The organism is Haloferax sp. Atlit-6N (assembly GCF_003383195.1).
In the GTDB taxonomy this organism is placed as follows: Archaea; Halobacteriota; Halobacteria; order Halobacteriales; family Haloferacaceae; genus Haloferax; species Haloferax gibbonsii.
In genome coordinates this window covers 135,119-158,637 of the sequence record NZ_QEQJ01000007.1, presented here as the reverse complement: position 1 = coordinate 158,637, position 23,519 = coordinate 135,119, and the positions used below count along the sequence as shown (strand labels likewise).

The following is a 23,519-nucleotide window of genomic DNA, read 5'->3' as shown; positions in this document are numbered from 1 at the left end:
GAGACCGTATCGATGATACCGTACACGCGCATCGCCTGCACCGAGCGGAATAATACTGCAACTCCGATGGTCGGCAGGATGAGCGGGAGCGTGATGTATCTGAACTGCTGCCACTTGCTCGCACCGGCGACGCGGGCCACGTCGTACAGATTACGATTGATGCTCTGGAGCCCGGCAAGGATGAGTAGCGCCATGAACGCCGAGGTCTTCCAGATGTCAGCGACGATAATGATGAACGTCGCGCTGACCGTATCGTTCAGCGTGTTGGTTGGTGCCACTACTCCGAGGTCGGCGAGAATCGGCGTCGCGAATCCGACGTTCGAGTCGAACATCAAGAAGAACATCATCCCCTGGATGACGATTGGGACGGCCCACGGAATGATAATCGCCGCACGGACCCACCGCCGGCCGTAGAAGTCTTGATCTAAGACGAGCGCTTGACCCAGTCCGATGAGGGTCTCGAACAATACGCTGGCCACGGCGAAGATGAGGGTTATTACGAGGGCGCTATCGAGGAGACTCGCGGCGTCGAATCCGGTCGGGAGGAACGTCGTTCCACCGGGGAGGAACCGGTTTTTCTCTCCGGTGAACAGCGCGACGTAGTTGTCGAGACCAACGAAACGGACACTGGAGAGGTCAGTCGAGACGGCGTACAGTGACAGCTCGAACGTCCGCAAGAGTGGGTAGATAGCCACGATACCAAGCAGGACGAATACTGGGGTCAGGAGTAGGTACGCGTACTGCGTGTCGCTCAGGTTCTCCAGCCACCGCAAGAAGACGACGACTGGCCCCGACTGCCGTGACTCACGTGCCGGCTCCGCAGCCGTATCGGCGCTCATACTATCCCTCCGAGAGGTGTGGGACTCATGGTTTGATCTGTTGAGTGTGGAGCTCTCAGCTCGTCAGTTGCTTCTCTCAGTCTCTTCGAGGCTGGATTGGAGCGTCGCCATCGCCTCGGCCGACGACACCTCTTGTCCGACCGCACGGTTCGCTTGTTCTGCGATTTTGCTCGATTGGTTGTTCCAGACGGACGTAACCGGTCGAGCCATCGTGTTCTCACCGGCGACGCGGAGCGTGTCCATGTAGTCGCCGGTCGGTTCGAGCTCCGAAGCCGTCTCGGAGTTGAATAGGCTCGCCCGTGGCGGTAGCCATCCCTCGACCTCTAGGAGGAACAGCTGGAACTCCTTGCGCATCGACGCTTGGATGACCTGCGTGACAGCGTCGAGCTTCTGGCTGTTCGGGTTGACAGTAATGTGCCAGCCACCGAGTGCGGAGGTGGACCCACCGGTTCCGGGGAACTGCGCCTCGCTTTCGGGGACGCCGTAGGGAAGCGGCATCGTCCCGAGGTCGTCACCGAACTCCGATGCTGCTTGGTTAATCGCGTACGGCCAGTTGCGGTGGAATACGGCATTTCCGTCGACGAACGGTGCGAGCGAACTGTCTTCGATCCACCCAAGGATGTTCGTCGGCGTGAAGCCGCCGCCGTAGTCGCTGAACTGCCCGTCAAAGCTCTCGTCGTGGACGAACTTTCGCATCATATTCAACGAGTTGACGACCGGGTCCGAGTCAACGGTGACGGGTCGTTCGCCGACGGGGCCAAACAGGTTCTCGCGACCACCGAAGTAGGCGCCGCCCCACGAAGACAGCACCTCGTTGAAGGTACAGCAGGCGGTCCCGACGTAGATATCCCACTGGGTGGTAAAGCCGTAATCGACACCCGAGACGTCCTGTGCCTCGGCAGCGATGTTCGACCACCGTTTCCACGTCATCGGCTCGGTGGCCCAGTTCTCCTCGGTCGGGTTGTAACCCGCCTCTTCGACGAGGTCTTTCCGGTACAACATCGTCGGGTAATCGGGGTACAGCGGAACACCGAACAGGTCCCCGCTGGCGGGGTCGATGGCCGTTTCGGTGAACCCGCCGAAGTACTCGCTTTCGATGGTCGAAAGCGCACTTTCGGGGAGCACCTCCGAGAGGTTAGCGAGTTGTCCTCGCTGGATGAAGATGTTCACCCAGCCGTTGTCCATCATGAACATATCCGGCGTCGTCTCCTGAGAGCTCAACAACCGGTTGTACGTCGAGCGACGCTTCCCGCTGTCCGGCTGGCCCGGCTGGAACTCGACGCGGATGTCGTCCGAGAGCCCTCCTTTCTCGTGTAGCGCAGTGCGGAGCTGGTCCGCGTGGTCCTGTGCGACAGTCGCGTCAAAGCCCCAGACGACGGTCGTTCCGCCGCTTTCAGACTCACCGACCTGTGCACCGGTGTCGGAGCCGTTACCAAACATACTCGCACAGCCGGAGAGGCCCGCTGTGACTCCCGTCGCACCTGCAGCGGCGATAAACCGCCGTCGTGAGACGCTCTTCTTCGTCCTCTTGCTCGTCTCTGGGTTCGCTGTCATCGTCCGAATTGTTCATCAAAATAGGGCCACTTATACTTTAGGGATTAGATTTGAGATATCACAAGAACTTTATCTGAACTCTGTGGCCAGTAGGTGTATGGGACTCCGACGGTCACTCGACGATTACAAGCAGAACGAAGACGCAACCGACGTATTTCCGGGCGAACGGCGTACGCAGCAAGGCAGATTCAGCGGGTCGGACCAACGCCTCGTTCACGTTTCACCAGCCGGGTCGCTCCGAGACTACTCGTACCCACTTTCGGGATTCAGCGGCATCGTGTCCTCACGCTTCGGCGTCCGTGTCGGTGACGCAGTCGAGTGGTTCGATGCGCTCGACACGGGGAGCCAGACGTACCGAGCGGGCCGCTCGCTCGTCGAGACGACGCACCGTCTCGATGGATTCGACGTGATACAACGCGACGTTACTGACGGGCTCACGCACACGACGGCGTTTGAGCTTGGCGACGGTGCACCGGAAGATATCGAACTGGTCGGGTTTGTCGAGATCAGCCCGGAAGGTCGAGACGGGCGCGTCGGGCAGCTAATCCACGACGAGGCCGTCGAGGTGTATCACAACCGCGAACACGACTATCTCGGCACCTCGACCGAGTTCGTGGAGTGTACGCCCCAAGTACTCGAACGGTTCGACGAGATACTCGCCGCGGAATCGCGGTCGTTTCCGGAGTTCGGCGCGTCCGAAGAGTACGAGGAGAGCCGCCTCACCGGCGGTGTTGGAGTCCGCGTCGCTTTCGAGGAGGGTGAAACCAGTCTCGTCACCCTGCTGTCGGACATCGGAACGCAGTCGCGCTCGGATGCGCTCTCTGCGGTCGCGACCCGAACGCGACGAACTAACAGCGATTCAGCCGCGCTCCTCGCGACGGCACGGCAGGCAGGACAGTACCCCACGGTCACGGACCAACTCGTCGCGACTGACCTTTCGGTCCTTGAGTTACTCTCCGCACCGACTGGGGCCCGAATTGCGGGACCGGATTTCGACCCATACTACCAGTACTCCGGCGGCTACGGCTACACGTGGTTCCGAGACGACGGAGAAGTTTCGACGTTTCTCTTGGAAGCCGACGAGTCGCTCGGGTTCGATGCAGCCGAGATACATCGACAGAGCGCCGAGTTCTACTTGCGGACACAGTTACCTGACGGCCGGTGGCCTCACCGGGTGTGGCCGATGAACGGCCGGCTTGCGCCGGGATGGGCGAACGGCCACATCGAGGGCACGGAAACGCAGTACCAAGCCGACCAGACTGCGAGCGTCCTCGTTTTCCTCGCCGAGTATCTCTCGGCGTACCGACAGTCGCTCCGAAACGTCACCGTTGAGGCCATCGAGAACGCGTTACAGTCGGGAGTCGGCGGGCTCGACAGTTCGCTGGAAGACGATGGCTTTCCGACGATATGCGAAAACGCGTGGGAGAATACGAATGGTCGTTTCACGCACACTGCCGCGAAGTTCGTTCAGGCCTACAGTACGATTGCGGCCGTCACGTGCGATGCAGCCACCAGAGAGCGCGCAGCTACGCGGGCAACGCAGGTCTTCGACGCGCTCGATATGGCGTGGGCCGCCGACGAGGGAATCTACGCGCTCCGATTAGACGACGGTGACGGTAACTTGGACGACCGAATCGACAGCACGACTTTCTCGCTCGTCGACGCCTACCTCGCCTACCGGGCCATCGAGGACATCGGCGAAACGCGACTGCGGCGGCTTGAGCGCCATCTCCACACCGCGTTCTCCAGGCTCTGGAAAGAGACCGACGACATCTCCGGACTCACGCGATTCGAGGGCGATACGTGGCGGCAGCGAGGGCAGGGAAGCGAGAAGGTTTGGACCGTCTCGACTGGCTGGGGCGCGTACGCGGCCGAGAAGTCGATTCGACTCTTCTCGTCGACCGACGAGTACGATCCCGAGAAGTGGGCCGACCAGTTGTTCGACCAAATTGATCTCGACGGCAGTCTGTGCCTTCCATCGGGGTACCTCCCAGAGCAGTTCTTCGACACTGGGGCGCCGGACAGCGCGACGCCGTTGGGTTGGTCCCACGCCATTCGACTAGCCACGCACGCATCCCGTGTCACCCGAGGTGCCCGCACCGAGTAGGGAGTGTTACATTCGAACAACGGGGTTCGAGGCGGTTACCCGCCGGACAGCTCCCTGTCTGTACTCCCATACTAAGATTTATCCCCCGCCTTGGCCGAACACTTGGGTATGGTGGAAGACGAGGTGGTGGACAGCCTCATGCGGATCGGGCTCTCGGACAAGGAGTCGCGAGCATACGTGACGATACTCCGTAACGGGGCTACGACAACCCGGGTCGTCTCCGAAGAGGCTGACATCTCTAAGAGTTACGCGTACGATATCGTCGGGAAACTCGAGGAGCGCGACCTCATCGAAATCGACGACCACGTCCAACCGACGCAGTTACGAGCGATTCCGCCCGCAGAGGGCATCGATAATCTCGTTTCTCAACTACAGACCGTCGAATCCCAGTTAGAGGATCTGTTTGACTCCGAGAGCTACGAACAGCAGAAGTTCAGTATCATCAAATCTCGACGGACGATACTCGCTCAGCTCAACAAGCTGATCGACACCGCTGAATCCGAACTCGTTCTCGCACTTCCCGCATCGGTTCTTCATCGGGTCGAAGACTCGCTCAGAGAGGCCCAGAGTCGGGGAGTATTTTGTATGCTTCTCGTCACGGAATACGACGGCACGAGTTCGATCGACGGTGCGACCGCGAGTATCATCCAGACGTGGAGCGCCCCGGCGCCAGTGACGCTGACCGTTGACCGGGGTGACGGTATCATTGCCTCGGCAGATGCGATACTGAACTCGAACTCAGATGAGTACGCCATCTATCACGCCGAGGAGCATATCGTCTCCTCGTTGTTTGACTCATTTATCGCCAACTACTGGCCGATGGGTGAGCAGGTACACGTTGGGTCGAAAAGCCAACTGCCGGCGACGTTCACGAGCTTCCGCCATGCGGTGTTCGACGCGACGTTACATCTGATGGACGGTGCTGTCGTCACGGCCGAGATGGACATTCGTCCCACCCAGAGTAACGCGGCGTTCGAGACGACTACTGGGACGATCGTGGCGGTGAAACAGAGCCTCGTCCGGCCCTTCTCGAACGACTTTCCGACCCAGGAGTCGTTCGTCGTTGAGACGTCTGACGACACGTTTACCGTCGGCGGCTCGAAGGCGTTCTTGGAGGATTTCGAGGCCCGACGCGTCATTTTCCGCTCGGTCAGTGATACAGAACAGGAATAGCGTTTCCTGTACGTTCTCACCGACTAGTCGCCGTCTCAAGAGACACTCGAGTTGCACACTAAGCGAGTTCGAACTGAAGAGATGGACGTCTCGTTACTACAGAAGGGAGGAATCTACGAGGTGAAGTCGGAGTCAGGGAACATCTACGAGGTCGACGTTGCGAGTGAGACGTGTACGTGTCCAGATTTCTCGAAGCGGAACCCGAGCGGTGGGTGCAAGCATCTACGGCGGACCGATCTCGAAATTCGGAGTGGGAACGTCCCTCGTCCCGATGGCCGTTTCCCTGAGACGACGGACGTAGTTGAGCAACTCTCAGCAGAGATTCGGCAGTTGAACCAGGAGATCGAAGAACGAGAGGACCGGCGACAGACACTCGCTGCTACAGTAGCGGTTATCGAGGAACTCTCAAGTCAATAGACGATTTGTTTAACCAACAATCCTAAGATATCGGCCGAAGACGTTGGTTAACAGAGCCTGACCCATGTCCTATTCACCACCAGACCCACCTCACGAAGTTCCAGCTGACATCGTTTCGAAGCTCGATGACCAACCTCCAGAGGTACTCCGACAGGTCGCTCGGTTCGCCGAAGAACTCGCGGAATACCATGAACGAGAAGCACGGCTAGCGGAAAATGAAGAGAGCAACCAAGTCGAGGAGCGGCCAGAGGACCTTCCGGACGACGTCCCCTCGAAGGCAACGATCACGGTGAAAGAGATCAACGACAATCGGTACTACTACTGGCAGTGGAGGGAGGGAGAGAAAATAAAGTCGAAGTACAAAGGACCGGTCGATTCGGATAACTAGTCCTCGTTTGTCGGTGGGACGGGGAGAGGGTGTTTTACTGGAAATAGTGGTGTGGTGGATGGTAATCTCGTCTCATCCGCTCGTCAAACACGAGTAGAAGCCGATGCTACTCACGATTGGCTGTTAACCAACAAATGAACAGTATTCCCCTCCACGTTGGTTAACTTACCCAGATTGTCTGACGAATGTCAGACCCCACCGTTTCCACTAATACACTTACACGATGGGAACTAGCGGCTCTAGCCACCCACTCTCCCCCCACTATTTCCAGTAAAGCTAGTGACGAAGGTCTCCCGAATTCTCGAGTTGCTTTCTTTCACTAGAACCAACCGCAACAGCAACCGCACTCTAGCTCTCCTACGGACTATCTCAAACGCTATTAATATAAATCTTTCTCTAGTTTAAAGTTTCTTCTTTCTAGGTCGCTCTCTATCATGGTGTTTTACTGGAAATAGTGGGGAGGGGGTGTTCCGTCATTCTCATCAGCTGTTACCCTCCGCAGTCTACCGGTTCGTGTTCTGACCGAGTATACTGGAAACAGTGGAGTCTATCGAGTATATAAAGAAACGTTTACTGGAAATACTGGAACCCTGTGGTCTGTCTTACTCGTGACTCGCTACCTGGTGCTACCGCGAATTACTGGAAACAACGGGGTGGGCCGGTCATCCGCGATCTGCTGTGTTTACTGGAAATGGTGGGGTGGGGTTGTTCATCAAGAGCAGGTTCTTCCAGTAGACTGGAAACGACGGGGTTGATATCGAATAGTGGAACTCACGCCCCATGGCGGTTATACTGGAAATAGTAGAAACGGTGGTCGAAACAGTTATGATTCTAGCCTGAATCAGTCGAGAACAATATGACTCCCCGATTTCAGCCGGACGATACGCTGTACAAACGGCGGAATACACTCAAAGTCGAGTACGTTCCAGACGACATCGTCGGGCGGGATAACGAGATCGAGGAGTACGAAGCGGCCCTGCAGCCGATCATCAACGGCGAGTACCCCGACAACATCTTCATCTACGGCAAGACTGGCGTCGGCAAGACCGCTGTAACGAACTTCTTACTGAACGAGCTCTTGGATTCGGCGGAACATTTCGAAGTTGACCTCTCTGTCATCTCGCTCAACTGCGACGGTCTCAGCACGAGCTACCAGGCGGCGATTAGTCTGGTGAACAATCTCCGAGAACCTGAGCACCACATCGCCGAAACCGGCCATCCCCAATCCAAAGTCTATCGTCTTCTCTGGGATGAACTCAACAAGCTCTCGGGGACCGTGATCATCGTTCTCGACGAGATCGACCACATCACGGACGACACGTTCCTCTACCAGATTACCCGTGCCGACAACAACGGATACATCGACAACATCCAGCTCGGCCTCATCGGGATCAGTAACGACTCGACGTTCCGAGAGCAGCTCGATGCGAAGGTTCAGTCGTCACTGTGTGAAACCGAGATTTCGTTCCCCCCGTACGGTACGGAAGAGCTCCAGAAGGTCCTCGAACAGCGGGCAGAAATCGCGTTCCACCAGAGCGCTCTCGAAGAGGGCGTGATTCCGCTGTGTGCGGCCCTCGGTCGCCAAGATGGTGGTGACGCCCGACGAGCCATTACACTTCTTCGGAAGGCGGGTGACCTGGCACGTACCGAGAACGCGGATTCAGTGACGACCGACCATGTCGAACGCGCCCAGGAGAAGCTCGAGGCACAGCAGAGCATGGACATCATGCGCGACCTCACCGAACACGAGCAACTCACACTCTACGCGCTTACCACGCTCGCTGCCGAGGAGTCTACGCCAGCCCGGTCACGAGTTGTCTATCAGCGGTATAAGGAACTCTGTGAGTATCGGGGCCGAGACCCGCGCACAGCCCGTCGGATGCGTAGTTTCCTCTCCGACTTCGAGATTCTCAATCTCACGCTCTCGCAGATGGAACACCGAGGGCAAGACGGGGGCACGTATCGTGAGCATGAGCTCAATCGCGATATCGCAACCGTCATCGACGCGTTGCAGACGATTATCAGTGACTTCGGTGCCCACCGGAGTATTCTCGAGTACCTCCCCGACTCTGGCGAGGAATTTCGGACAATCTGAATTCGAACTCAGGCCACTCCCTCAATTACCGCTTGTTTCGGGACTGCTCCTAAACGGACCCCACGTTTCCGACGTTCTTGACGACCGGCTAGCAGAATTCAATCAGTCGTCTGCACGTGTTCGGTAAGTGAATCGTGTCGGTACGTTTGGGGGGCGACTGCTCGGGTTGCGCGCGCTCCGGCGGGCAGGCCGTTCCTGCCGGGCCCGGGCGTTTCGCGCTGCCGTTGCGTCTGCGACGGACGGGGCACGGTCGCGGGGCCGGGTCGGGCCAAGTGCAGCCACCCGATACCGGTCAGCCCCGAGGGCGGGCCTGCGAGCACTCGACCCGCAGCCGGGCCGTGACCGAAACCGGGCTGACTGCATCTTCACCAGCCGTTGCGTCGGCGCTCCCTCGATGCGGTCGCGCCGACGGCCGGCTGGCTCAGACGTGGCCGCTTGCGCGGTCCGGGCGGGCTGCTCGCCGTTCGGGCGCTTGCCCTCACCCCTCGTTCGCCCGGGCTGCGGTGGCTACTGGGGGCTCGCCGTGCTCACCCCCAGTATGCCACGGTCCGGGGCTCACTCAGGGCTGGCTGTGCGGCCTGCCGGGCATGCGCTCAAACTCGGCCGCGACGAGCTGTGGGTCTGCGGGCGTCCAGCCCACACCGGGCTGCCGCACGAGGCGTTTCCGTTGCGTCTGCGACGGACGGGACAGGCTCGTGCGGGTCCGGGTGCGGTGCTGTTCCAGCGGGTCCTCGCTCTCTGCGGCCTCGCTGTGGCCGTATGCGACGCCGTTCACCACCGTATACCCCCCGGCCGTGCCGGCTCGGCGCCGCGGCCGCTTCCGTTGCGTCTACCGACGGACGGCGGTCGGCGAGGCGCCGACCCGCGGTGACCGGCTGGGTATATGGCGGTGACCGCGCGCTCACCTCGAGGTTCACCCCCCGCACTCGTCTGTGGGGGTGCCGTCGGTGCCGCGCCGCGCCGGACAGGGTCCGGCGTGAAGGCGCGGCGCGGGCACCTCGGTGACGGCGTCGTCGGTCGACGTCGGAGCCGTAGCTCAAGCAGGTTGGTTCGTGAGAATCCCGCGAGTGAGGTCGCGGGCGTCGGCGCGTCAGCGCCTTCAAAGACTACAATGTCTAGTAACAACTCCAGTCGAAAGGTAGTTTCGGTGGCTGAACAGGCGTTCGAGCAAGCGGATGAGACGGCGGTCGACGAAGACGGCTTCGAGGTCGTTGACGAGACGCCGACGTTCCAAGCGACGGTGCAACAGGAGATTCAGGCAAAGGTGGATGCGAACCACCCAGATGGGATCGCAGACACGAGCGACGAGCGGATTGACGGGGTGACGTTGGCCCAAGAAGAGCGCATTCGAGCGCGGGAAGCCGAGCTTGAACGGATTAGTGCCCGTTCGGAACTGGGGTCGCAAGAGGGTCGTGAGGCGCGGTCGCGGGTGATTGCGGCCAAGTGGAGCGCTGAGCGACGGCGGCAGTTCCAGAAGCGTGCGGCGAGCGTGAATCCGGTGATGGACCCTGACCGAGTGGATCCTCAGACGGAGCTCACCCAGGACCAGTTGGGCGCGGTGAACTCGCAGGCAAAACGGTTGGCAGAGAAGCTGGAGGGCTGGTCGCGAGCGACGATCAGTCGACGACTGAGCGAGGCGGTGTTGGGTGGCAAGGATATGATGTCGGCAGCGGTGAGTGTGTTCGAGGAACTCGAGGGCGCACCGGGGACGATGGTGCCAATCGGGAAACTGGAGGGCGTGTCGCGACGCGAGGTGTGCATTGAAGGAACGCTGACGACGGTGTGGGAGTCTGAGTCGCCGGCGATTCAGCAAGCAGGAATACTCGAAGACGAAAGCGGACAGGTGAAGCTGACGAGTTGGAAGGCCTCAGACGTGCCGTGGATTCGCGAGGGCGAACGCGTGCGGATTCACGGAGCGGCGCGAAACTGGTACGACGGGCGTGTCTCGATTGCACTGACGGGGTGGACGACTGTGCATTTCCCCGAGCGCGACGCTTGGTGGGACGTCTAACGGCGCGAGGTTGCCTTCTTTTTTTGTTGGTGGCCGGGCCGACCCAGGCCCCACCGCCCCACCCTCCGCTCCGTGCTCGCAGACGCTGCGCGCGCAGCCACGACCTCTGTTACTGGGAGAACGCGACCTTTCGGGTGTGATTGAAACGAGGAAGGAGAGAAAAGACACGTTGTAAAACGTCTGAGCGCCAGTTGCCCATCTCGTTCGTGAGTCCCACTCAGACTCTAGTTTTCACGTTATTCTGTGAGTGTGCTCGTATATTGCTGTTCCCAGTCGTTGCGGGCTTCGATTTCCCGGCGACCGCGAGCTGTAATCGCGTAGACGTTCGTTCGGCGGTCTTTTTCGCCCTTGTCGAGGAGCCCCTTCTCGACAAGCGTATCGAGGTTAGGATACAGGCGGCCGTGGTGGATCTCGGTTTCGTAGTAGTCCTCAAGTTGGTCTTTGATTTCGAGCCCGTGTGGCTCGTCCAAGCCGGCGGTGACATACAGCAGGTCGCGTTGGAACCCGGTCAAATCGTACATTTTGATGCCCGCAGCTAGTTTAAGAATACATATACGTTTGTTGGCCATCGGCCGGGTTTCAGAGCGGCCTCGCTGGACGAACGTTTATATCGGAAGGTACAGCCACGACGCGGTATGCCGCCAGAGCGTGATCCGACCGCGGAATTTCGACCGTATGGCGAAGCGATGCAGATTCCGGACGCGCAGTTGGAACCCGACCACGCCGAGCACGGTGACGCAATTCCAGAGCATGACTACCCTGCTGGTGACGATCTGGACACGGACATCTGTCAGACGTGTGAGCGGGCCATTCCTCGGACCCAGAGCCAGTGTCGGTTCTGCCTCGAACAAGGTATTTCGGCCTCTGACAGCGCCTCAGAGCCCCGCGAGCAATCACTCCATGGCATCATCTGCCTGCTCGTTACGTCACAGTCATCGCGGGGTGCACTCGCAAAAGGGACTGCAGCCACACGATTACTGCAGCGTTCCCACTCATCCCCTATCGACGAGTGTACACCTGTTGCAGCGCTCGAACAGCCGATCGCGGAGCCACTTCGAACGCGATGGGGCCACCTCCCGGATGTTGTCCCAGCGACTGGATCGCGTGCGAGTGGGTTCGTAGCGAAAGCACGGTCAGTCTCGCTGTGGTCCGCTTCTCCTTCGACGGAGAGCTCTTTTTCGCGATGGTACGATGCTGCTGGGACGCAGATCACCGACCGGACGCGGCGTGAACAGTTACTCTCTGACTCGGAGACGTGGGTTGTTCCAGCGATTACGCTTCGACGAACGTCTGTCGACATGTCGCCATCACAGTCGTCGTCAGCCTCGCCAACACGGCAACTGCTCCGCTGTCAGTCGTGTGGTGAGCAGACACCGCATCGGTTCGACTCACGCGACGACGGTCCGCCTGCAGCGTGGGCTGGTGAGCCGATCTGGCGGTGTTCCGTATGTCGAACACCGCAGTATGGACCCGACCCGAACGCCTGACGTTGGTACGAGGAGTGAACCAGAGTTCTGTTGAGATTCTTAGAACCTAACAGAAATCGTATGACTCAGATAGACGGCACATTTATTTCAGAACCCGTTTATTCCATCTCTACCACGCTGAACTAACTGATGAGTAGGACTGCTTTGGTTACCGCGATGTCGATTCTCGTTGTCTTGGGTTCGGTGCTGTTCGTGGGTGCTCGCCTCTAATAGTGAGGTCACCGCGGAAGTCGAGAGACTCGGTGGCGGAACTAACTGGTGTCAATAGGTCTATAAGCCAACAGTATGTTGTGATAGAATATACCATGTCACGGACTGGGCCAGAATACGTCGAATCGGAATCTGAACTCTACCAGGACCTTGACCTCAAACGGAAGCAGGGACAGATTTCTGAGGAAGTATCGCAGGCATTCATAGATTTGTATGACTTCGCCCAAGATCTCGGAGACGATATCGAGATAGGAGAGGCAAAGAATGCAAACTTTCGAATGTTTGTCGACGCTCATCGGGGAGATTACCAGAACAACCCAAGCGTGTTCTCGGCGAACGTGAGTGGGTTGGTGAAAATCTGGCCCGCTAAGATGCCCTACAATCGCGAATCTGAACCACCGGTTGGTTGGGACGAACAGGACTACGTCGACTTCAAACACGCATTCCAATCTCTCCGGGGTGTCCCCCGGGGTGACCAAGAGGTGAGCTTCCAAACACTAGTCACGGAGAGGGACCTCGAGGAATTCAAATCAATCGTCGAAGACTATGTCACTATCTGTCGCGAAAAATCCTGATTGATTTGAAACATATCTGGCTGTTGTACTCGCTTGTCTGACTTGGTGCAGCGTTGATTCCCCTGAGTACTACAGACTGTACTGCGAGGAGTACAGTCAGCGGAGTGCCTAATACGCCCCCGTCAGTTGATCAAGACAGGAGGCAACCTCTGTGTTGAAACTGCTTGGACTCACACTCACGTGCTGGGCGCTAGGCATCCTGTCGATCGCAATCGGACTGGGACTGCTCTTGCTGTAATCAGAACCTGACATTCTTGTCGAGTAGAGGCTACTGCGAATGATGGTTACGTAGAACTGTAGAGCATCGCCTTCGGTGTTTCAACAGAGACCTATCCCCGATCCCCGGAACAACCGGTAATTAACTACTGGTCAGTTTTGAGCGATTCGACTCTCTCAGGCGGGATGTTATGATGGGGATCGACTTGCGCCCTGAGTTCAGTATGGTTTCACCGATTTATCAACGACTGAGGATTCAGCAGAATCAGTGTGATATGTCCTCTAGGGGCTCAAGAGCAACAGTACACGTGAACACCGGTGCGTCGTAGTGGGTTGTGTTTGTGTGCGCCGGCGATGGGCGCCGGCGCAGGGGGTCGGAGCCGGTTTCGACCCCTGAGTCGGCGAGGTGACGACGAATGCACCAGGTAATCCACGCACTCGTAACTGCATCGACAACAGATGAAGCCCTTTCGCGAGCAGCCGATGTGTTCGACCAACTGGTGGGCACTGCTCCCCACGCCGAGGCGGTGTTCGACTACTATGTGACGTTTGATGACGATTCTACAACGGTCGCCGGCAGCGCCCGGTGGGGCGACCTGCCGATTGCAGTCCCCGTTGCCTCGGAGGAAGGCCAAGAACTGCTTGAGCGCGGGTGGCAGGCGACCACTCGTGAGTTCGAGCGGAATCTCGAGCGTGTTCGCGAGGGCGTTGACGACCTTGACGCTGCGGCGATCATGCGCGATGAGGACCTCGTCAGGCATGCGTGCCACAATCTCGGGGCGTACCGCGGGCCGGCGGTGTATCTATACGACGAGTTCGCAGACGGTGTTCGGCATCGCGAGCGGCTTGAGCAGCTCGTCGGGTCGAACGACCACCTATGGATCGTTCCCGCTGATGTCCATTACTGACTTTGGAGGCTGTGCCCGATGGAACTCCTGAGAGAGACGCTTCCTGATCGTGGTCTCGCTGTTCGACTCGTCGTTGACGACGCAACTGCCAAGTATCGAGTTGAGTACACGCCGTTGTCCGGCGGTGTGATGACCGACGAGTGGACTGTGTTCGGTGGCACCGTCGGCTACGATGCGTCGGTATTTGCAACTGGCGCTGCTGCACGTGCGTTTGTTGAGCGCGTCCGAACGGTCTCACACGACGACGCCCTCGCGAGGTTAGCAGCAGACACAGACTGAGCGACCGAGTAGTCTGGTGGTGCGCTTGGTGTTGTTTTTGCGCCGCCCGAAGGGGCGGAGGCGCAGTAACAGATGCCGATTCCAACATTCGCAGTTGAGTTGTCCCGCGTTCACCACCAGTCGCCCGCGATGCTCGCCAGGGAGGTGAGTAATCGATGAGTCTCGAACGCGTGTGCCGTCACGACGAGGCGCTGTTCGAGTTTCTGTGGTGTCCGGTGTGTGGCACGGAAGCGTTCACGCACATTCCCTTCGAGGGGGTGTTCTGCACAGAGTGCAATACCAGCGTGACGTGCCGTGAGTCGCCCGAGTCACGTGGCTACGATGAGGCGGTCATCATCACATTCGACGCGACGACGACGTGGAATCTCCACGTCGACGAGAAACTTCGCCGGCCGCTTCCCGACGACGAAGCACGCGTTAAGATTCTTGGTGCGCCGGGTGACTACCACGTCGATTGGTGGGCACCAACCACGACCGAAGACTGGACGCCAGTCGAGCGCAACGAGTTCGCTGACGAATCCGAACCAGAGGCGGTGTCGCACCTCGCATAGCGTCAATCGAGAGGCCCGTCGGTACTAGCGCAACATCGAGATTTTTTGTGCCCGTGGTGGGTGCGGGCTGAAGACACAGTCCGTGTAACTGCGGGCTGAAGACACAGTCCGTGTAACGTGATTTCCATGAGTCACCAACAGACAGAGTCAGACGTCTCGATCGACGAGATTCCAGTTGATCTCGAACTCGTGCATCGTTCGGAGTTCACCCGAGCCGACGTTCCCGAGAAAATCGAGTCGATAACGTGTGCCCTCCTAGGCGAGCAACCACCGACGAACCCACTAGTCGTTCTCAAAGCGGCTCGCTGGTGGTACATCCACGGCACAGGTGAGACCGATCCCGCGTACTGCTGGGCGATTGAGTGGGTTCGCCACCTCACGACCGGCGAAGCGACTGCGAGCGGCCTGTTCAGCGAGTGTCGAGAATATCTTCGCAGCCTCGAGCGCGAGGACAACGATCGGTAGTCCGCCCCGCCTGTTTTTTGTGCGCCCCAGAGGGGTGCGGCGCGTCCTGAAGCGACGCATCAGAACTGAAGCCAATGGCAACAACGAGTTCCCCGTCGGTGTCGTTCGACGAGACCGACACGCGACACGATGAGATGCATCGCACGATCGAACAGTGGCTTGCAGACCTCGCTGCCGACGTCGACGACGCACGGGCGAGCGAGCAGTTCCAGGAGTGGCTGGACGTCCAGAGCCGGTTCCACGACTACTCCCACCGCAACACCCTCCTCATCAACCTCCAGTGTCCCGAGGCGACGAAGGTCGCGGGCTACCGGACGTGGCAAGAAGAGTTCGACCGACACGTCGAGGAAGGCGAGTCGGCGATCTGGATCTGGGCGCCGATCATCACGACGCAGTGTCCCGAGTGTGGAAACGCACCGAGCTACCACGAAAACAGCGAGTGTGAGTACGACGAGACGCCTCCCGAGGAATGGTCAGAGGGGCTCGTGGGGTTCAAGCCCGCTCCGGTCTTCGACATTTCGCAGACCGAGGGCGAACCACTCCCGGAGCTGGACACGGCGGCGACCGGTGAGCCTGACACGCTCGTCGATGATCTCATTGCGATTGCATCGGACCTTGGCGTGACCGTCCGTATCGTTGACCCCAACGAGTGGCGGCATGGCGAAGCGAAGGGCGTCTGCCAGTCGCGGAGTGTCCAAGACCTCACCCCACTCGTGGAAGTGAAGGACCGGTCGAACCGCGCGGACCTCGCGTCGACGATCATCCACGAGTACGCCCACGCGATTTTGCACTTCGACATCACCGACGCGACCGAGCGGGCGAAACGCGAGGTCGAAGCGGAGGCCGTCGCGTACGTTGTCGGCCGATACCTCGGCTTGGATACGAGTGGATCGGCGTTCTATCTCGCGGCGTGGCAGGGCGAGGAGACAGACGTGCTGCAAGAGCGACTGGGTCGGATTAGCGGGACGGCTGAAGAGATTCTCTCGACACTCGACGCGGTCTGAGGCCTCCCATCTGTGGTTCGGCTGTTGCGCTCTGTTGAGCCTCTTTGTCAGACGTAGTTTGTCTGTAATAGAGGGTGTATAGAACTTTTCACAGGGTGTTGTTTTTGCAGGTCCAGCGGTGAATTTCTCGGTACACCGTTCCTGCGGATTTATTGACTGACTGTCGGCGACCCGGCGGAATTGTCTCGATGAGTTGAACTGGCCACTTCCCTTCTCCACGATATGATGACCAACGAACTCGACTCCTTGCTCGAATGGTTCGAGTTGAAGGACGAACTTCGGACGGGATGGGTGCTTCGGAATATCGACTCGCCTGAATCGGTCGCAGCCCACACGTGGGGGACAGCGTCGCTTTGTCTGCTCTATGCCGAGCAGGAAGACGTTGACCGTCAGAAAGCAGTGACGATGGCACTCATTCACGACCTCGGCGAAGCTCGAACGGGCGATATCGCAACCCGCGCGGAAGACGGACGTCAGACCACCCCCACGTCCGAGAAGGAGGCGGCTGAACGGAGTGCAGTAACCGATCTCGTCGGACCTTTCAACGATACTGAATTGCTGTCACTCTGGGAAGAGTACGAGGCACGTGACACCCCGACGGCACAGTTCGTCAAGGACATGGATCTGATCGATAATTGTCTCCAGGCGCTCAAGTACGAGCGCCAAGGTCGGTACGACGAGGCCGAGACGAACGACCACTTTGCCGAGTTCGAGAATCTGGACGAGTTCTTTGCTACCGCCGCGCCTCGCTTCCAGACAGAGCTCGGCCAGGATTTGTTCGAGCAAATTAAATCGCAGTACGAACGAGAACTTGGGCGACCCTGCCAACTCTGAATACGTCTTTCAGTCACGACTCCCCTGGTCGGTGTCGCACCTGTATTGACTGCAGGACGATCAGGACAGGAGCGTTAAAAACAACCCTACCTGATTCTGTGTCACCTGTCACTCTGTTCGGAGTGTCGTTTTTCATGCGCCCGAAGGGGTGCGCGCAGTGCGCGCTGGCTACCATGATTCCTGTACTACCAGAGTTCGACCCACCTACGCGCGTCCTCAAGCGGGCGCAGTACGAGGCGTTTGCATTCGAACTCCTTGATGGCGATGTCCGCGTGCGAAACAAGAGCTATGCCGACCCGGCTGCGCACGAGTATCGGGTTCGAATTCGCGATAGTGTGCCCGATTCGTGTTCGTGTCCCGCTGATGCGAGCGGTGACGGCCCGTGTAAACATCGGGTTGCAGTCGCGATCCGCCCACGAATACTCGAACTCGCCGTCAAGATGCGCGTCGTCACAGATGGTGGGTCAACATCACGCGGCGATGACGGCACAACAGACCTGCCCTGCGAGTGTGAACAGCTGTCTGAAGCTCTTCCCTGTTGGAACTGTATCGACGCTGGGCGGCGTAATCTGTCTGAGTAGTCGTTGGTGTGGGTTTCGTACGTCACCAATCACCCATCAGTCGTCAGACTGCTGGGACGCAGCGTACGCACCAGCAAACTGCTCGCGCATCTCTCGACGGAGCAGTTCACTCATGACTTCGTAGACGACCGGCTGGGGATACTTGTCGAGGAGGTGTTGGACGTCAGCTGCACATTTGCTTTTTTCAGTCGCAAAGTTCGCAGTCCATGGTGAGCTACTCATACAAGAGAGTCATTTGTTGTCTCAGTTAACTGTTCGCCTGGTGAGAAATTCCTACTAACGCAGTCCGCGACTCGTGGCCCACAGATATCGATAACGAGTGTCGAGTGCACGAAACTCGGTGGGCACGAGGCCCACGAGGGAGTTATCAAGGGGGTGGATGCAGATGGCTTGGTACGCGATTCCGCACCCGTTGCAGAACAGGGCGCGTCTTGTGTGACACGACGAGCCTGCAACGGTAATCCACCTGCGAGCATGTTTGGTATTGTGGTTCAGTCATTTAATGACCGTCAACCGAAGCCAACCTGTTCGAGACGGCAACCGCGTTTTTTGGCCCCTGACGGGTGCGGGGCGCACCAAATTGCGTCGCGCGGTGTTCGAGATGGCGACACGAGATGTCTACGAGCGACAGTTCGACGAATCGTGCGGCAAATCCTGTGGAAACGCCTCCTGTCCCGAGTGTGGCGGCCAGGTCATTACCGACGCTGGTGAACGGCGGTGCCAGTCGTGTGGGTTTATCATCGACGGCCACGGCATCGACCGCGGTCCTGAGTGGCGGTCGTTCGAGCGCGAGGAGCGAAGACGAGTGGGTGCACCACGAACGCCGACGCGACACGATCACGGCCTCGCGACCGAGATCGGCCGACACGTCGACGCGAACGGGACACCGATCCCGGGCGAAAGACGACAGCAACTCTCCCGACTCCGCACCCAACACAGTCGGAGTCGGTACCAGTCGAGTCGTGAACGTCGGCTCGCGCGTGGCTTGGACGAAGTCCGGCGACTCGCCGGCGCACTCGACCTCCCAGACAGTCTGCGTGACCAAGCATGTCGGTGTTTCCGGTCCGCTCAACAGGCGGACCTGCTGCCAGGACGGTCGATTGAAGCAGTCGCGGCTGCGAGCGTCCACGCGGCATATCGATGTGCAGGACTCTCGCGAACGCTCGCTGAACTTGTCCCACTCGCACGGGTGGCAGAATCGCGGGTCCGGTCGGCGTACAACGCACTCAATATAGAACTCGGGCTGCCTGCGGAGCCAGTCACACCGGTTGAGTTCGTTCCGCGGGTGGCAGACGCGCTTGCTGTGACGGACCAGATTCGGCGACGAGCACGGTCGTTAGCCGAGACATCAAGTAGTGAGTGGGCTCATCGTGGCGCGAACCCACATGCAGTCGCTGCAGCGTGTGTGTACACGGCCGCTGTGGAGCGTGACTGGCCGCTCACGCAGGCGCGTGTTGCGGCCGTGAGTAATACCTCAACTCAAACGATTCGAACGCACCACCAGACGTTGTGTGAAGCACGTAGGTGAATGTTCATTTAGGCAGACTACTGGGGGCCGAGATACTGCTTGCACTCTACAATCATTTCGTCGGCGAATGACTCGGTCACTTTTCCCTGTGGATTGACAACGGCGTCATGTTTGATTGTCGCGACGACCCATGGAGAACAATACGAGGTCTTGGTCGGGTCTTTGCCACTCACCCAATCATCTCCAACTTCGAAGTTTCGCGGGAGATTACTGGTTGTGAGAGCTGCACACAGATACTCCTCGCCAGGATACGGGAGCGAGTCTGCAGCAAGAACGACCCAGAGGCGTGGATTTGAGCCGCGTCGAAATGGATCCGGTGCCCAGAATACGTCGCCCTTCTGGAAGCGGTTGGTGTCAGTCACGCTGTTGTCGTGGGTCAACGGCGTGTTCTTGCCACTCGTCGTAGTCGAATGGTTCTTCTTCGCGGCTCGCTGCTGTAGCAGCAGCATGGTTAGCTGCAGCGTCAAGGCTCAAGACGTGGTCACTCACGCGCCAGTACGTGCCTCGATGCTCAACGCGGCCTCGTTCTCTGAGCCTGACGAGAGTCGGGCCAACTGAGCCGGGCTTGACGGACGTCCGCTCGGCGATCTCGCTTTGGGTGAACGCTTGGTCAGCATTCTGGGCTAAGAACGAGAGGAGCTTGTAGGCGTTTGTCCCCGGTTTTGGGTTGCCATTCCCGTCGTCAATGGTCTCGAAGCGATCCGCGCTGATGGGCATAGTATATCGGATGTACTAAGATGTATTGAATGTATTGGACAGCAGCACCAGCGCTTATTCGAATAGCAGCGGTTATCTGGACAGATGCAACCAGAAAGTCGGTCAACTGCCCTTCGCATATTTTGGTCAAAATCAGATTAGTAGCTATGTGTCTCGCTTAATCCCTCTCATCAGAAAGGAGATGGTCCCACGGTTACTCACGGCCGTTACGTTCCGTAGGTTAGTCTTGAGCGACCGTTTGGGCTGGAGTTTCTGTCGCAGGGGCAGGTGGTTCGTGTGTTCGGCTCTGGTGAATCGCCATACAGCGGTTGATTTCACTGTGTTGCGGCACGCTTGATGTTGTGAACGACACATTTCACGACGAGTTCGCGAAATTCTCGATACCACGTTCGCGCTCGCACGGCGTCGCCGTGCGTGCGCTTAATCGACGAGAAGACGGTCTCACACATCGATCGTTGGCGGTAGCGAGGCCCATCGACCCGCGCGTTGTGCGCGTGGTCGATGGGCCGGAAGATACGATGCATAATCAGTGGTCTCACGTCCTCTTCCCGCAGTTTCTCGCGTAATTGCATCCAGTCGTAGCCTTTGTCGGCGGCGAGGCTGTGCAGGTCGCCTGCGTTGCGGCAGGCGACCTGCCAGCCGAGCTGTGTGTCGTGCGTTTTCTCAGTCGTACAGTGAACGTCGAGAACCGCCTGAGTGTCTGTGTCGACGAGAGCGGTCGCTTTCAGTGTCTGAACGCGATAATTCGTCCGGCGGCAGTAGTGCTTGCTCGCGTTCTCACGGTCAAAGAACGTGGCGTCGATGGCGGCGTGACCTGAGGGATCGTGCAGCTCCGACGAGAGTCGGAGCAGCACTCGCCAGACCTTCATCTCGAACCTATCAAACGCTTTCACTAACGTCGAGTGGTCTGGGAGATCGCCGTCTTCGAGGCCGATCTCCGCCAAAATATGCGGCATCTCGCTCAGCAGATCGAGTGTGTTGCGGTACGATTCATCGAGGTAAACCCGCAGACAGTGCAGCGAGACGAGGGCGTAGTCGGCGAAGCCGCCACCCCCTTCGGGGGCGGCGACTTCGCCTCGACCACCAACAGCGTTTTTAGCTAACGTGACGGCTTTGCTCGTGAAGCGGGAGATCTTCGACATAGAGCATCGCCGGTTTCCCGCTTCATCTTCCAAATTCTAACGGTCGAGACCGACGCCGTCTAGTGATTCACCAGAGCCGTGTGTTCCAAACTCGGGGTGCGTCTCTTCCATCCACACGTACACGATCGCTCCGGAGACGAACATCAGGGCGGCGGTCATGTAGAACGCGGCTTCGGCGTTCAGGAACTCCATCGAGAGGCCGATGAGGATTGCGCCGACGCCATATCCCGAGTCACGCCACATCCGGTAGACGCCCATTCCAGTCGCCCGCCACGTCGGGTGAGCTGCATCGCCGGGGACAGTCATCAGATTCGGGTAGAGCAACGCCATCCCGAGACCGGAGATACCCGAGAGGGCAGTCCACAGGACGTAGCCGTCAACGAGTACCATCCCGAGGACGCCCGCACCGGCGAGGAACATCCCCGCAATCACGGGTGGACGGCGACCGACTCGGTCTGCGAGTCCACCGGTCGCAATCTGGAGGAAGTACATCGCGCTGTGGATGCCGACGACGAACCCGACTGCTGCGATGCCGACTCCCTGACTCGTGAGATACAGCGGGACGGCGAGCCAAAACAGCGTATCGACGAACTTCTCGATGTGACCTGCCTGTGCCGCGGCGAACAGCGTCTTGTCGCCGTACGTCGCCCGTTTCAGAACCTCGCCGAACGGGAGGTTCGCGTCATGGTGGTCTTCATCGTCAATTTCGGCCTCCGCGAGTTGGACTGTCTCCTTGATCAGGAAGACCGAGATGAGGAACGCCAGCACGACGACGACGGCGAGGAAGTAAAACGGTTCGGGCCGGAGACTCGTCTGGGCGGCGATGATACCCGTCACCCAGGCACCGACGGCGACGCCGCTGTACCCGAACGCCTCGTCGATACCGACGGCGAGCCCTCGCTGCTCTGGCCCCGCGATATCGATTTTGGCGTTGATGGCCATACTCCAGGTCAACGCCTGGTTGATGCCCAACAGGATGTTCCCGACGGTGATCCAGCCCCAACTCGGGGCAAAGATGAGGATGACAGGGAGTGGGAGTGCGGTCACCCATCCGAGGATGAGTACGGGCTTGCGGCCGTATTCACTACCCCACTTGCCGGCGTAGAGGTTTAACAGCGCCTTGACGAAGCCGAACGAGACGACGAACGACCCGATGACGAACAGCGACTCGACGCCGAGGACGTCGCGGCCCAGCACGGGGACGACGGCGCGTTCGGACCCGATAGTCAGCCCCGTCGCGAACACCAGGAGGACGTGTAGTGAGAACTGTCCGAGGTGCTCGCGAATACCCTGTTTGAGGTCAGTTTCTGTACTCATCGATCACTCCGCTGCGCAGTTGTTGGGACCCAGTTCAAGCTCGGCCAGTTCGTCGGCGTGAACTGATTCTTGCCCCACGTTCGTTCGCTTGACGCGCTTGAAGTTCGGCGGATGATCTGGGATATCTGACGCGAGTTCCTGGATGAATTCCTCGCGGTCGCGGCCGAGGTCCTTGTTCCGCTCTCGGACCTCGCTCAGCGTTGCAGTCACCGGCGGTTCCGGCGAACCAGGGTCGTGTGCCGGCAGGACGAGCGCGTCGTCTGCTCGGTCTTGGAGTCGCTGGAGGCTCTCGTAGAGCGTCGCGGCATTCTGTTCGACGTTGGAATCTTCAATTCCGGCTTCGACGCCAAGTTCGACGCGGCCTACGCTTTCGTGGAAGAGCGTGTCGCCCGTAATCAGTGCCGCACCCTCGATATCGAACGAGACGCTTCCTTCGCTGTGTCCCGGCGTGTGGATGACCTCGATATCGAGGCCGCCGACCGAGACAGTCTGTTCATCTTCGATGGGAGACGCGTCGATTGCCAGTGCATCCTTCGGGTGGAGGTAGTAGGGGACGCCGTGACGGTCGGCCAGCTCTGCAGCGCCCGAAACGTGGTCGGCGTGGGCGTGCGTGTCGAAGACACCGACGAGGTCGGCGTCGTACTCGTCGAGAACCGCTTCGTACTCCTTGAGGTGGTGTGATGGGTCGAAGACAGCGGCCTCACCATTGGAGACGAGTACGTGAGAGAGACAGCCTTTCCCCGGTCGTGCGACCTGAACGAGCGTTCCATCGAGGTCGACAGAGACCGCCGCATGGCGGTGAACGCGACTCCACCCGTTCATCCCATCTTCGAGTGTCGCCGCGGTGTAGCCCATCTCTTGGAGGACGTTCGCTGCCGTCTCTGCAGCGATGCCTGCGCCGCAAACAGTAACAATCTCTTTCTCCTCGGGGAGGCCCAAAAGCGCGTCCTTGGCTTTGTCAGGGTCGTCAGCCAACTCGTCGTAGACGTCGATGTTGACGCTACCCGGGACGTGCCAGTCGTCGAATTCTCCTTCGTGGCGAATGTCGACTACGAGCAGGCCGTTTTCGTCAGTCTGCAGTTGTTCTCCAAGTTCCTCGGGGGAAATATCCGACATCAGTA

General features: G+C 59.0%; 23 protein-coding genes and 1 pseudogene. 15 read left to right on the top strand and 9 right to left on the bottom strand.

The genetic code is table 11. The annotated features are described in order from the left end of the window. Both DEQ92_RS19565 and DEQ92_RS19560 read right to left on the bottom strand, forming a co-directional pair. Positions 1-839 (bottom strand): carbohydrate ABC transporter permease (locus DEQ92_RS19565; RefSeq protein ID WP_147299509.1); only part of this gene is annotated, 839 nt, incomplete at its 3' end. A 63-nt stretch (positions 840-902) separates the two neighbouring features. Next, positions 903-2,393 (bottom strand): extracellular solute-binding protein, encoded by a 1,491-nt coding sequence (locus DEQ92_RS19560; RefSeq protein WP_115821459.1) that lies wholly within the window; start codon positions 2,391-2,393, stop codon positions 903-905. Between the two features lie 97 nt (positions 2,394-2,490). Between DEQ92_RS19560 and DEQ92_RS19555 the strand changes: the two genes are divergently transcribed. The 6 genes and pseudogenes from DEQ92_RS19555 (at position 2,491) to DEQ92_RS19525 (ending at position 10,584) form a co-directional block, all read left to right on the top strand. Continuing rightward, complete coding sequence (locus DEQ92_RS19555; RefSeq protein WP_199522934.1) at positions 2,491-4,500, top strand: glycoside hydrolase family 15 protein; 2,010 nt, start codon at positions 2,491-2,493, stop codon at positions 4,498-4,500. A gap of 108 nt (positions 4,501-4,608) precedes the next feature. After that, positions 4,609-5,673: a TrmB family transcriptional regulator gene (locus DEQ92_RS19550; protein WP_115821457.1), complete on the top strand. Its 1,065-nt coding sequence runs from the start codon at positions 4,609-4,611 to the stop codon at positions 5,671-5,673. A gap of 33 nt (positions 5,674-5,706) precedes the next feature. After that, a pseudogene (locus tag DEQ92_RS19545) lies at positions 5,707-5,958 on the top strand (hypothetical protein); the annotation flags it as partial. Positions 5,959-6,154: 196 nt separating this feature from the next. Further along, the gene (locus tag DEQ92_RS19540) at positions 6,155-6,478 is read left to right on the top strand and encodes a hypothetical protein (protein WP_115821455.1); all 324 of its coding nucleotides are present in this window, start codon (positions 6,155-6,157) and stop codon (positions 6,476-6,478) included. 856 nt (positions 6,479-7,334) lie between these two features. Continuing rightward, positions 7,335-8,573 carry an orc1/cdc6 family replication initiation protein gene (locus DEQ92_RS19535; RefSeq protein WP_115821453.1) on the top strand — a complete coding sequence of 413 codons (1,239 nt, stop codon included), beginning with the start codon at positions 7,335-7,337 and terminating at the stop codon, positions 8,571-8,573. 1,111 nt (positions 8,574-9,684) lie between these two features. After that, positions 9,685-10,584 (top strand): SOSS complex subunit B family protein, encoded by a 900-nt coding sequence (locus tag DEQ92_RS19525; RefSeq protein WP_115821449.1) that lies wholly within the window; start codon positions 9,685-9,687, stop codon positions 10,582-10,584. Positions 10,585-10,820: 236 nt separating this feature from the next. Here DEQ92_RS19525 and DEQ92_RS19520 read toward each other — a convergent pair whose 3' ends face one another. Then, a complete protein-coding gene (locus DEQ92_RS19520; protein ID WP_115821447.1) occupies positions 10,821-11,105 on the bottom strand; it encodes a PadR family transcriptional regulator in 285 nt (94 codons plus the stop codon). 1,271 nt (positions 11,106-12,376) lie between these two features. Between DEQ92_RS19520 and DEQ92_RS19515 the strand changes: the two genes are divergently transcribed. The 8 genes from DEQ92_RS19515 to DEQ92_RS19480 all read left to right on the top strand — a co-directional run bounded on the left by DEQ92_RS19515 (position 12,377) and on the right by DEQ92_RS19480 (position 17,694). Then, positions 12,377-12,856, top strand: coding sequence for a hypothetical protein (locus DEQ92_RS19515; RefSeq protein ID WP_147299508.1), 480 nt, complete (start codon positions 12,377-12,379; stop codon positions 12,854-12,856). Positions 12,857-13,488: 632 nt separating this feature from the next. Continuing rightward, on the top strand, positions 13,489-13,980 hold the full coding sequence (locus DEQ92_RS19510; RefSeq protein ID WP_115821443.1) for a hypothetical protein: 492 nt from the start codon (positions 13,489-13,491) through the stop codon (positions 13,978-13,980). 18 nt (positions 13,981-13,998) lie between these two features. Beyond that, entirely contained in the window at positions 13,999-14,259 is a 261-nt protein-coding gene (locus DEQ92_RS19505) for a hypothetical protein (RefSeq protein WP_115821441.1), read from the top strand. A gap of 155 nt (positions 14,260-14,414) precedes the next feature. Next, the gene (locus DEQ92_RS19500; RefSeq protein ID WP_115821439.1) at positions 14,415-14,810 is read left to right on the top strand and encodes a hypothetical protein; all 396 of its coding nucleotides are present in this window, start codon (positions 14,415-14,417) and stop codon (positions 14,808-14,810) included. A gap of 126 nt (positions 14,811-14,936) precedes the next feature. Continuing rightward, a complete protein-coding gene (locus tag DEQ92_RS19495; RefSeq protein ID WP_115821438.1) occupies positions 14,937-15,275 on the top strand; it encodes a hypothetical protein in 339 nt (112 codons plus the stop codon). Positions 15,276-15,349: 74 nt separating this feature from the next. After that, positions 15,350-16,279: an ImmA/IrrE family metallo-endopeptidase gene (locus DEQ92_RS19490; RefSeq protein ID WP_115821436.1), complete on the top strand. Its 930-nt coding sequence runs from the start codon at positions 15,350-15,352 to the stop codon at positions 16,277-16,279. Positions 16,280-16,501: 222 nt separating this feature from the next. Then, positions 16,502-17,113, top strand: a complete 612-nt coding sequence (locus DEQ92_RS19485) for an HD family hydrolase (RefSeq protein WP_115821434.1) — start codon at positions 16,502-16,504, stop codon at positions 17,111-17,113. Between the two features lie 173 nt (positions 17,114-17,286). Beyond that, positions 17,287-17,694: an SWIM zinc finger family protein gene (locus tag DEQ92_RS19480; protein ID WP_115821488.1), complete on the top strand. Its 408-nt coding sequence runs from the start codon at positions 17,287-17,289 to the stop codon at positions 17,692-17,694. Between the two features lie 36 nt (positions 17,695-17,730). Here the strand turns inward: DEQ92_RS19480 and DEQ92_RS19475 are convergent, their stop codons facing one another. Beyond that, complete coding sequence (locus DEQ92_RS19475; RefSeq protein WP_115821432.1) at positions 17,731-17,916, bottom strand: hypothetical protein; 186 nt, start codon at positions 17,914-17,916, stop codon at positions 17,731-17,733. Between the two features lie 379 nt (positions 17,917-18,295). On the opposite strand from DEQ92_RS19475, the gene DEQ92_RS19470 reads away from it, so the two are divergent. Beyond that, on the top strand, positions 18,296-19,222 hold the full coding sequence (locus DEQ92_RS19470; protein ID WP_115821486.1) for a transcription initiation factor IIB family protein: 927 nt from the start codon (positions 18,296-18,298) through the stop codon (positions 19,220-19,222). Between the two features lie 17 nt (positions 19,223-19,239). Here DEQ92_RS19470 and DEQ92_RS19465 read toward each other — a convergent pair whose 3' ends face one another. The 5 genes from DEQ92_RS19465 to DEQ92_RS19445 form a co-directional block, all read right to left on the bottom strand. Continuing rightward, entirely contained in the window at positions 19,240-19,584 is a 345-nt protein-coding gene (locus tag DEQ92_RS19465) for a hypothetical protein (RefSeq protein WP_115821430.1), read from the bottom strand. After that, a complete protein-coding gene (locus tag DEQ92_RS19460) occupies positions 19,577-19,939 on the bottom strand; it encodes a MarR family transcriptional regulator (protein ID WP_115805882.1) in 363 nt (120 codons plus the stop codon). Before DEQ92_RS19460 ends, DEQ92_RS19465 begins: the two co-directional genes overlap by 8 nt. A 314-nt stretch (positions 19,940-20,253) precedes the next feature. Next, positions 20,254-21,081 (bottom strand): IS5 family transposase, encoded by an 828-nt coding sequence (locus tag DEQ92_RS19455; RefSeq protein ID WP_115821428.1) that lies wholly within the window; start codon positions 21,079-21,081, stop codon positions 20,254-20,256. A gap of 36 nt (positions 21,082-21,117) precedes the next feature. Then, positions 21,118-22,398, bottom strand: coding sequence for an MFS transporter (locus tag DEQ92_RS19450; RefSeq protein ID WP_115821426.1), 1,281 nt, complete (start codon positions 22,396-22,398; stop codon positions 21,118-21,120). 3 nt (positions 22,399-22,401) lie between these two features. Then, positions 22,402-23,514, bottom strand: a complete 1,113-nt coding sequence (locus DEQ92_RS19445; RefSeq protein WP_115821424.1) for a rhodanese-like domain-containing protein — start codon at positions 23,512-23,514, stop codon at positions 22,402-22,404. Positions 23,515-23,519: the final 5 nt, after the last annotated feature.

Coding starts and splice junctions, on each gene's coding strand:
- DEQ92_RS19475 (WP_115821432.1), bottom strand. CDS start 17,916: ATGAGTAGCTCACCATGGACTGCGAACTTTGCGACTGAAAAAAGCAAA.
- DEQ92_RS19540 (WP_115821455.1), top strand. CDS start 6,155: ATGTCCTATTCACCACCAGACCCACCTCACGAAGTTCCAGCTGACATC.
- DEQ92_RS19535 (WP_115821453.1), top strand. CDS start 7,335: ATGACTCCCCGATTTCAGCCGGACGATACGCTGTACAAACGGCGGAAT.
- DEQ92_RS19470 (WP_115821486.1), top strand. CDS start 18,296: ATGGCGACACGAGATGTCTACGAGCGACAGTTCGACGAATCGTGCGGC.
- DEQ92_RS19450 (WP_115821426.1), bottom strand. CDS start 22,398: ATGAGTACAGAAACTGACCTCAAACAGGGTATTCGCGAGCACCTCGGA.
- DEQ92_RS19505 (WP_115821441.1), top strand. CDS start 13,999: ATGGAACTCCTGAGAGAGACGCTTCCTGATCGTGGTCTCGCTGTTCGA.
- DEQ92_RS19560 (WP_115821459.1), bottom strand. CDS start 2,393: ATGACAGCGAACCCAGAGACGAGCAAGAGGACGAAGAAGAGCGTCTCA.
- DEQ92_RS19550 (WP_115821457.1), top strand. CDS start 4,609: ATGGTGGAAGACGAGGTGGTGGACAGCCTCATGCGGATCGGGCTCTCG.
- DEQ92_RS19460 (WP_115805882.1), bottom strand. CDS start 19,939: ATGCCCATCAGCGCGGATCGCTTCGAGACCATTGACGACGGGAATGGC.
- DEQ92_RS19515 (WP_147299508.1), top strand. CDS start 12,377: ATGTCACGGACTGGGCCAGAATACGTCGAATCGGAATCTGAACTCTAC.
- DEQ92_RS19510 (WP_115821443.1), top strand. CDS start 13,489: ATGCACCAGGTAATCCACGCACTCGTAACTGCATCGACAACAGATGAA.
- DEQ92_RS19490 (WP_115821436.1), top strand. CDS start 15,350: ATGGCAACAACGAGTTCCCCGTCGGTGTCGTTCGACGAGACCGACACG.
- DEQ92_RS19500 (WP_115821439.1), top strand. CDS start 14,415: ATGAGTCTCGAACGCGTGTGCCGTCACGACGAGGCGCTGTTCGAGTTT.
- DEQ92_RS19495 (WP_115821438.1), top strand. CDS start 14,937: ATGAGTCACCAACAGACAGAGTCAGACGTCTCGATCGACGAGATTCCA.
- DEQ92_RS19525 (WP_115821449.1), top strand. CDS start 9,685: ATGTCTAGTAACAACTCCAGTCGAAAGGTAGTTTCGGTGGCTGAACAG.
- DEQ92_RS19520 (WP_115821447.1), bottom strand. CDS start 11,105: ATGTACGATTTGACCGGGTTCCAACGCGACCTGCTGTATGTCACCGCC.
- DEQ92_RS19480 (WP_115821488.1), top strand. CDS start 17,287: ATGATTCCTGTACTACCAGAGTTCGACCCACCTACGCGCGTCCTCAAG.
- DEQ92_RS19555 (WP_199522934.1), top strand. CDS start 2,491: ATGGGACTCCGACGGTCACTCGACGATTACAAGCAGAACGAAGACGCA.
- DEQ92_RS19445 (WP_115821424.1), bottom strand. CDS start 23,514: ATGTCGGATATTTCCCCCGAGGAACTTGGAGAACAACTGCAGACTGAC.
- DEQ92_RS19455 (WP_115821428.1), bottom strand. CDS start 21,081: ATGTCGAAGATCTCCCGCTTCACGAGCAAAGCCGTCACGTTAGCTAAA.
- DEQ92_RS19485 (WP_115821434.1), top strand. CDS start 16,502: ATGATGACCAACGAACTCGACTCCTTGCTCGAATGGTTCGAGTTGAAG.